The organism is Tatumella ptyseos ATCC 33301 (assembly GCF_000735525.1).
In the GTDB taxonomy this organism is placed as follows: Bacteria; Pseudomonadota; Gammaproteobacteria; order Enterobacterales; family Enterobacteriaceae; genus Tatumella; species Tatumella ptyseos.
On sequence record NZ_JMPR01000002.1, the window covers coordinates 1 to 1,459 of the forward strand.

General features: G+C 43.8%; 3 protein-coding genes and 1 pseudogene. 1 reads left to right on the forward strand and 3 read right to left on the reverse strand.

The window, feature by feature from the left end; all coding sequences use genetic code 11:
• On the forward strand, positions 1–210 hold a 210-nt coding region (locus tag GTPT_RS17695), incomplete at its 5' end, for a hypothetical protein (protein WP_038010575.1).
• A gap of 114 nt (positions 211–324) precedes the next feature.
• Here GTPT_RS17695 and GTPT_RS00100 read toward each other — a convergent pair.
• From GTPT_RS00100 to GTPT_RS17700, 3 genes and pseudogenes are all read right to left on the reverse strand, one after another.
• Positions 325–639, reverse strand: a complete 315-nt coding sequence (locus tag GTPT_RS00100) for a DUF1493 family protein (protein WP_029991408.1) — start codon at positions 637–639, stop codon at positions 325–327.
• A 104-nt stretch (positions 640–743) separates the two neighbouring features.
• Entirely contained in the window at positions 744–1,052 is a 309-nt protein-coding gene (locus GTPT_RS00105) for a hypothetical protein (protein ID WP_051170911.1), read from the reverse strand.
• A 146-nt stretch (positions 1,053–1,198) separates the two neighbouring features.
• Positions 1,199–1,459: pseudogene (locus GTPT_RS17700) on the reverse strand (peptidoglycan-binding protein); the annotation flags it as partial.

Sequence of the window (1,459 nt, forward strand, 5' to 3'; positions counted from 1 at the left end):
GATGACCAGGAGCAAGATAACCGAGAAAGTGAACGGGCGAGAAACCTGATCAGCCCGGGACTGACAGAACACGGTGGTACAGGTTCAGTCCATAAAAGACCAAAGACTATTCGCGGAAGGGCCGGAAAGCTAATCGCAGAAATGACTCTTCAGAAAGACAATACGCCGCCGGACGTAAATCAGACATTTAGTGCTGGCGGAGTTGAATAACGTGCTCTGTGAGGCATTAGTTAATCGTGTAAGGAATATGGATATCAGCCTGACGGCCGTTAATTGAATAGCTGGCAGTATCACTGAGCGAGTAAACTTTTTCTCCATAGAGAACTAATTATCCAGCCAGCATCCGGCTTCTGCTGAGGCAATAAGCATACTGACCGTTAACGGTGCAGGCTGATGATAATCAGTCTTCAGATACTCAGGAAGAATTCTGTCAGGCAGAAACCTGATGCCTTGATTCGGGAAATATTTACGGAAATCAAATCCGGAGGGATCGATATTCAGCAATTCAAAGTATTCATCAAAAAAATCTGACGCGTCTTCAGGTAATACAGGTTCCGCACCGGTACTCAATGAAGCCTCATTTTGCATTTCCCAAAAGTACTTTTTAATCAACTTTTTTACAGCGTCCGCCTGATTCATAATCCGGAGCCTTCCCTGCCGAAATTATTTGATAACGAAGGTATGATTGACCTGAAGTATATTTGCCAGAGATATCTGCTAACGACCAAAACCGAAGGTGTGATTTACTCAACGACCCGGGGAAGTCCCAGCAGGTTAATTTCTTCCTTGTGTCGTCTGTTGAGGTTTATTTCACACTGATCAATGAATGACTGATAGTCATAGGCCTCTTCATCAAGTTCAGTGGCAACGGCAAGGCAAAGTTCCTGCCGGTAGTGCTTCCATAATGCCTGTGCTTTCATAAATCTTATGCTGTAGATATCGCCGGAAGTCACACTGGCATTTTCCTTACCGTTAAACCACCCCATATTATTGGCTTTTATCCGTTTAACCGTATCAGAGATAAGAGCATCCAGATCTGTCTCGCTATCCATTCTGGCCTTCGACAGACATTCATCCTGTTGTGCAGGAATATTATATTTTTTGAAGCATTCTTTCGCCTCAGGGCTCTCAGATAAAGCGGCTATACCTGGCAATGGCAGGATTAAAAAAACAGCTACTGCAAAACAACAAAATGTCCTCATTGCAGATACCTCAATCTTTTACGCTGGTCTTCATATCTCATTAAGTTCATATCGTTTCTAATATGGGATGCAAGCGCATTTTTTCCTTTTATCGCTGCACGGATAAGATCGGGTGCATCCTTTACACCCTGATAAAAAATATCAACAAGGACATCTCGTATTTTTTGGTCCAGGGCATTCCATGGCGGTGCGCCAGGCAGGCTTTTAGCTACCTTGCTATATAGGTATCGGGTTTCACCCGACTTTATCCGGTAAAT